Origin of the sequence: Rhodoferax ferrireducens, from assembly GCF_003347515.1 — a bacterium.
Classification (GTDB): domain Bacteria; phylum Pseudomonadota; class Gammaproteobacteria; order Burkholderiales; family Burkholderiaceae_C; genus Rhodoferax.
The window spans coordinates 1-6,606 of sequence record NZ_QEII01000170.1; the positions used below are offsets into that span (position 1 = coordinate 1).

Here is a 6,606-nt window from a genome sequence, read left to right on the forward strand (position 1 = left end):
ACCAAATCGACGATGAAGCCGGCCTCGACCAGTCCTTGTTTCAGGTAGTCCCCGGTCTTGGGTTCGTCCTCGACGATGAGTATCCTCATGGCGGTGCTTGCTCCTCTGGAATCTGTCATGTGGGCGCTATTTTGCGCCGCGCGGGCCGGGGCGCGGCGTAGATGACAGGAATGTAATCTGGCGGTCGGCGTTCTGTTGGGAGCGGGCCGGAACACTGCGCTCAATTAGTTTCCAGAGAATTGTTCATGACCGTTCTTCACCCAGAAAGATATTTGCAATGAACGTCTCTACGAACCCAGTTGATCTTATCCGCCCGGCTGCTGGCATAAGTCAATCACTGGGTAAAAGCTCCGGCGATCAGGGAACAGGATTTCAGGATGCGATGATGCAGGCCTTGCAAACAACGAGCAGTCTGCAAAAGGAATCTGGACGGCTTTCTCGGGAGTTCCAGCTGGATAATCGACTGCGAGCCTCAAAGAAACCATGCTGGTCGGCGTCAAATCGAACATTGCCTTCCAGGCGACACTGCAGGTGCCCAATCGGATCGTACAAGCCTATACCTACATCATGAAAATGCAAGTATGAAATGGAGTCGTCACCTCGGTTTCCTGAACCGATCAGAAGTAGTGGTTAAGGAACTGTTTCTCGTACCCGCGGAATCAGCATCTATCAATCGGGTTGGTTCAACTACCGCACTGGGACGCATCCAGTTGCTGTAGTTTAAATGTATATTACGGGCGTTTTGAGCCTCCAGCCCTCGTATATTAAGGATAATGTGCTATCTATAATTTTAAATAGATGCTGTTTTTATATGGTTGCAGCCATCGCTACACCTGAGTGTTGCGATGGCTGTGACTACAACGGCCCAGCAGTCGCGTTACTTGCGGTTATGCAACCAAATCGCACTCGATAGTTTGGCAACTTCGTCGCCATTCATGGTGATTGATTTTCCATCCGTGGTTTCCATGCTCATGCCTTCTTGCATGCGAGTAGCGTGCCCGTATTTATTTTCCATGGCCATCTTGCCATCTTTGAACTGATGCACGGTTGAGCCGTCTTTGAGCGGGACCGATTTCACGATGCCTCCCTGGTCCAGGGCGAGCGCAGACAGGGCTGGCAAAACAAGACTTAACACGATAACGGATTTGCGAATTGACATGATAAAAATACCTTCAAAATGATTTGCTGTGTCTCTCGGCGTATTCCGGGGGACCCGTGACGCAACGGCTGCATCACTGGCTTTAATGTAGAAGTCGAGCACCGTCAGTAGGATGGCCGAAACGTTACAAATACGATATCTGCCTCATGGATGCGCAGGTTAAACACCACGCGTGTGCTATTGATCGGGTCGTTTTAGCTCAAACTAGCCTTCCTAGATTCTCATGGCGCTGGTTGGGCGTCTGCGCGGCGTAGATAACGGGAATGTAATTTTTTGGTCAGTGCTCTGTCAGGAGCGAGACGGTACATTGCCTTCTGAGTATCGTCGTGAGGTTTCTTCTCGCGATCTTCCCCAACGTAATGACGCGAGGATTTCATGGTTTCATTTTCCCTACACTGGCTCGTACCGGTGGCGCTGACGCTGGCCCTGCCGATGGCCGTCGCACAGTCCAGTGCCGGGTCGGCCGCACCTGACCCCAAGAGCGCAGCGCCATCGTCGGTCACGCTCGGTTACCGATCAGCCTTTACCGATTACCGCACGTACAGTGAGCAGCCAATCGCCTCCTGGCGCGAAGCCAACGACAACGTCGGCAAGATTGGCGGTTGGCGCGTCTATTCCAAAGAGGCACGCCAACCCGATGGGACGCCTGCATCAGTCCCCGATGGACAAGGAAGCAAGCCGTGAGCCGGCCCATACGCATTCCTCGCGTCAAATTTCTGGTTTCTGTGATATCGGTGATTGTTCTGTCAGGCTGCGCCAGTGTTAACTTTGATAACGCTGTCGCCAAGACGAATCAAGATGCCGCTGGCTTCACCCAAGGCAAGTTGGCGCTGGCCCAGACCCAGGATCAGCGCGCGGCGCTTGACCGTACCGCCGCCCAACTGCTGGCCCAGCCGTTAAGCCAGGGTCATGCCGTTCAACTCGCGCTGGCAAACAGTCCGGCACTGCAGGCGATGCTGGCCCAAAACTGGTCGGAGGCAGCCAATGCAGCCCAGTCAGGCCGTATCGCCAATCCACTCTTCACTTTTGAGCGTGTAACTTTTGGTGACGAACTTGAAGTGGGGCGTCTGCTCAGTTTCGGTTTGCTGGACCTGCTGACCCTCCCGCAGCGTTATGGCATCGCACAGCGCGGCATAGAGCGGGCGCAACTGCAGCTGAGCAGCGATGTCATCGACCAGGTGACGCAGGTGCGCCAGGCCTGGGTCAAGGCCGTCGCGGCACAACAAAACCTGACCTACGCGCAGCAGGTGTTTGACGCGGCACAGGTCAGTGCCGAACTCGCCCGGCGTCTGCAATCGGTCGGCAATTTCACCAAACTGCAGCGTGCGCGGCAGCAAGCGTTTTATGCCGACGCCGCCACGCAGTCGGCGGCCGCGCAACATGAAGCCACCGCGACGCGCGAAAGTTTGGTGCGGCTCCTCGGCCTGACGGACGCTCAGGCGCAGCAGCTCAGCTTGCCCGGCAGGTTGCCGGATTTGCCCCAGGCTCCCCGCAGTCCGCAGGAGGTTGGCAAGGCCGCCAGTTCCGGGCGCCTCGACATCAAACTGGCGCAATCGGCCTTTGAATCAGCGGCCAAGGGCCAGGGACTGAACTTCGTGACCAGCCTGACTGACATCGAATTAGGGGTGAGACGCGACACGGTGTTCGACAACGCGGCAGGCACCCGTACCCCACGCAGTGGGTACGAAGTCAGCGTGAGATTGCCCTTGTTTGATTGGGGTGGCCTGCGGCGCGACGCCATGAATGCGCAGACCCTGGCGGCAGCCAACCGTCTGGAGGCCACGGTACGGGGCGCGGGCTCGAACTTGCGCGAGAGTTTTTCCGCTTACCGCACAGCTTACGACGTCGCCCGGCACTACCGCGACGAGGTCGTGCCTTTGCGCAAGACCATCGCCGAAGAAAACGTCCTGCGCTACAACGGCATGCTGATTGGCGTTTTTGAACTCCTGGCTGATACGAAGGATCAGATTGGCAGCGTGATGGCCGCCATCGGGGCCGAACAGCAGTTCTGGTTGGCGGACGCTGCCTTGCAAGCTTCGCAGATGGGCAAGCCGACCACGGCTGTATTAGGGGCCGTGGGCTCAGGCGGATCGGGTGGTGGCGATGCCCCGCATTGATTCAAGCGTTCAAAAATCCAACAAGTATTCACGATGAATTCAAGACGTCAATTTTTCAAAACGGCTGGTTTGGCCGGCGGCGCAGTGGCAATGGCTGCCGTCAGTCGGGTGGCCATGGCGGCACTGCCTGAACCTGTCATACAGACCAGCCCAGACACGATGGCGCCATTGGTTCCCAACTCCGGGCGTCCTTACAACCCGGTGGTCACGCTCAATGGCTGGACTTTGCCATGGCGCATGAACAACGGTATCAAGGAGTTCCACCTGGTGGCTGAACCCGTGGTGCGCGAGATGGCGCCTGGTTTCAAGGCCCACCTGTGGGGCTACAACGGCCAGTCCCCAGGCCCGACCATCGAAGTGGTGGAGGGCGACCGGGTGCGCATTTTCGTGACCAACAAGCTGCCCGAGCACACCAGCGTGCACTGGCATGGCCAGCGCCTGCCCAACGGCATGGACGGTGTGTCGGGCCTGACCCAGCCGGCCATTTCACCTGGCAAGACATTTGTTTATGAATTCGTGGCGCGGCGTCCTGGCACTTTCATGTACCACCCGCATGCTGACGAAATGACGCAAATGGCCATGGGCATGATGGGCTTCTGGATCACACACCCGAAAGCAAAACATCCGCTGATCGAAGAAGTAGACCGGGACTTTGTGTTTTTGTTGAATGCTTACGACATTGATCCGGGAGCCTACACGCCCAAGATCATGACCATGGCGGACTTCAATTTGTGGAGCTGGAACAGCCGCATCTTCCCCGGCATTGATCCGCTGGTTGTACGCAAAAATGACAAGGTGCGCATTCGCATGGGCAACCTGACCATGACCAACCATCCAATTCACCTGCATGGGCATGAGTTTCTCGTGACCGGCACCGATGGCGGACCGACGCCGAAATCGACCCGCTGGTACGAGGTGACCACGGATGTGGCGGTAGGTCAGATGCGTCAAATTGAATTTCTGGCGGACGAAGAAGGCGACTGGGCGCTTCATTGCCACAAAAGCCACCACACCATGAACGCGATGGGTCACAACGTGCCCACGATGATTGGCGTGGATCACCGCGGTGTGGCCAAACAAATCACCAACCTCATACCGGATTACATGGTCATGGCCGAGCGTGGCATGGCTGACATGACAGAGATGGAGATGCCTATCCCGGACAACACGGCGCCCATGATGACGGGACAAGGCCCGTTTGGCAGCGTCGAGATGGGCGGCATGTTCAGCATGGTCAAGGTGCGCAAAGCGCAAAAACCTGGCGACTACAAAGACCCAGGTTGGTACAAGCACCCACCCGGTGAAATCGCATATGAGTGGACCGGTTCACTGCCCAACCCCGCACGTTTTGCTGCCGAGGGCGGTAAATCCATGCCAGTTCAGAACATGCCCGCAAAAGAAGTCGAAGTTCAGGTTCGCAAGCCCTCCATGGGCAATATGAAGCACTGATTATTTAGTTTATTTACCCAGCCCTTGAAAGGTATTCCTTGAAAACACGTAACGCACTATTGATTGTTTCCACCGCTTTTTTCGCTGTAGCCGCCACCGCGGGCGGTACGCATGCAGGGGGTCACGGACACGATGAATCCACCATTGGCGAGCCGGGAAAAGCCGCCAAAGTGACACGCACGGTCCAGGTCGATACCGAAGACAAAATGCGCTTCTCCCCGGAAAACTTCAGCGTCAATCAAGGCGAGACGATTCGCTTCGTCGTCAAGAACTCCGGAAAAATCAAGCACGAGTTCGTTCTTGGAAAAGCAAAGGAGTTGAAAGAGCACTATGAAATGATGAAGAAATTTCCGGAAATGGAGCATGCGGAAGCGAACATGATCACCGTGGGACCAGGCCAGACGGGCGAGGTGATCTGGAAGTTCACCAAGGCGGGTGCCGTGGACTTTGCCTGCTTGCACCCTGGGCACTATGACGCTGGCATGAAGGGCGCAATCAAAGTCGCCTCCGCCAAGTAAGCCCAAACCAGGCCGAACACGGAAATCGCAAAAATAGCTTCGGCGTGTTGTGATTCAAGAAAGACGGCAGCGCTGCGGTTTATCCAACTGATGAAGGAAAAAATCATGAAATCAATGAAGCAACTCGCCATCCTCATATCGATGGTTTCGGCGACGGCCTTTTCGGTCAATGTTCTCGCTCAGGCCACGATGGAGCCCGGCAAGATGGGCGACATGAAAATGATGTCCAGCAATGACATGGTCCAGGGCGAGATTCGCAAGATTGACAAAGACACCAGCAAGATCACCATCAAACACGGTGAAATCAAAAACCTGGAAATGCCCCCCATGACGATGGTGTTCACCGTCAAAGACAAAGCCTTGCTGGACAAGGTCCAAACGGGTGACAAAGTCAGATTCAATGTGGTGCGTGAGGACGGGAAGATAGTTGTGACTGAAATTCAGGTGGCCAAATAGTCGGCCATCCAACGCTCGCTTTTTCAGAGGCGAGCGTTCAGGTTTTCCCTTGGGCGGTATAGCCGCCAGAAGGCAATGCCTGGAACAATGATCCATTGCGCAATCGGAGATAAACCAATTCCCCATAGCTGGGGCATGGATGCAGCGTAGGCCCAGCTTCGCGTAACAACGGTGTTGTTCCATTCGCTGTAAATCGTGTAGGTGAGCCCAGTAAGGATGGCTGTCACTGCAACAGCCCGATAGCGACGGTCTGGCCATTCCTTTCTTCCAGCCAGGATTACAGCCGCAACCAGGCTGATCGTCGTGATCATGACATCTCCCACCGTACAGTGCACGACGGCAAACGCGATGTCACGGCCACTGCTGTCCGCCCAGATGGTGTACAGAGGCAGTTGCAAGACCTCCCAACTGAAATTTAACAGACTGGTCCAAATCAGGTAGCGATTCATGAATCCGAGCCAATCCCGCGAGGAGTTGACTGGGAGGTTTGATTTGAACATGGCGATGTGTATAAGGGTTCTGATTGCCGTCAATCACCTAAGTCGAGTTCCGAGCCCATGACGCAGTCAACTATGTGGTCGCGCGCGGTCAGAAACAGCACCGGCGTGTCCTTGTCCGCTATTCTGCGCCGCTTGGACATCTGCGCGGCGTAGATAACAGAAATGTAATCTTGCGGTCAGCGTTCTGTTGGGGCGCTTCAGCACACTGCGGTCAATTCGTTTTCCGGGAAATGATTCATGCCCCCCTACTTTGTGCGCTTTATTCGCCATCGACCCCTCGCACCGGGCTGGCCGAACAGGGCCATGGTGCTGACCGCCGGGCTGTTGCTGGCCACGGTCAGCCAGGCCCAAACCCTGGGCAGCGCCCTGGAGCAAGCGTGGTCGCGCCACCCGCAGGCGGCGGCTTT

8 protein-coding genes and 1 pseudogene are annotated in these 6,606 nt (G+C 56.0%); 6 read left to right on the top strand and 3 right to left on the bottom strand.

Features of this window, described 5'->3' with window-relative positions:
• Positions 1-89: pseudogene (locus tag C5P05_RS01090) on the bottom strand (DNA-binding response regulator); the annotation flags it as partial.
• A gap of 394 nt (positions 90-483) precedes the next feature.
• On the opposite strand from C5P05_RS01090, the gene C5P05_RS34240 reads away from it, so the two are divergent.
• Positions 484-585 carry a flagellar hook-basal body complex protein FliE gene (locus tag C5P05_RS34240; RefSeq protein ID WP_232834290.1) on the top strand — a complete coding sequence of 34 codons (102 nt, stop codon included), beginning with the start codon at positions 484-486 and terminating at the stop codon, positions 583-585.
• Between the two features lie 292 nt (positions 586-877).
• Here the strand turns inward: C5P05_RS34240 and C5P05_RS01100 are convergent, their stop codons facing one another.
• Positions 878-1,159, bottom strand: a complete 282-nt coding sequence (locus C5P05_RS01100; RefSeq protein WP_114968063.1) for a CopK family periplasmic copper-binding protein — start codon at positions 1,157-1,159, stop codon at positions 878-880.
• A gap of 375 nt (positions 1,160-1,534) precedes the next feature.
• Between C5P05_RS01100 and C5P05_RS01105 the strand changes: the two genes are divergently transcribed.
• The 5 genes from C5P05_RS01105 to C5P05_RS01125 all read left to right on the top strand — a co-directional run bounded on the left by C5P05_RS01105 (position 1,535) and on the right by C5P05_RS01125 (position 5,699).
• Complete coding sequence (locus C5P05_RS01105) at positions 1,535-1,843, top strand: hypothetical protein (protein ID WP_114968064.1); 309 nt, start codon at positions 1,535-1,537, stop codon at positions 1,841-1,843.
• Positions 1,840-3,276 (top strand): TolC family protein, encoded by a 1,437-nt coding sequence (locus C5P05_RS01110; protein WP_114968065.1) that lies wholly within the window; start codon positions 1,840-1,842, stop codon positions 3,274-3,276. The genes C5P05_RS01105 and C5P05_RS01110 overlap by 4 nt, the downstream gene beginning before the upstream one ends.
• 33 nt (positions 3,277-3,309) lie before the next feature.
• Positions 3,310-4,725, top strand: a complete 1,416-nt coding sequence (locus C5P05_RS01115; protein WP_114968066.1) for a multicopper oxidase family protein — start codon at positions 3,310-3,312, stop codon at positions 4,723-4,725.
• 59 nt (positions 4,726-4,784) lie between these two features.
• The gene (locus C5P05_RS01120) at positions 4,785-5,243 is read left to right on the top strand and encodes a cupredoxin domain-containing protein (RefSeq protein ID WP_420130713.1); all 459 of its coding nucleotides are present in this window, start codon (positions 4,785-4,787) and stop codon (positions 5,241-5,243) included.
• Positions 5,244-5,348: 105 nt separating this feature from the next.
• Positions 5,349-5,699 (top strand): copper-binding protein, encoded by a 351-nt coding sequence (locus tag C5P05_RS01125; protein WP_114968069.1) that lies wholly within the window; start codon positions 5,349-5,351, stop codon positions 5,697-5,699.
• 23 nt (positions 5,700-5,722) lie between these two features.
• Here the strand turns inward: C5P05_RS01125 and C5P05_RS01130 are convergent, their stop codons facing one another.
• Positions 5,723-6,148, bottom strand: a complete 426-nt coding sequence (locus C5P05_RS01130; RefSeq protein ID WP_232834291.1) for a hypothetical protein — start codon at positions 6,146-6,148, stop codon at positions 5,723-5,725.
• Positions 6,149-6,606: the final 458 nt, after the last annotated feature.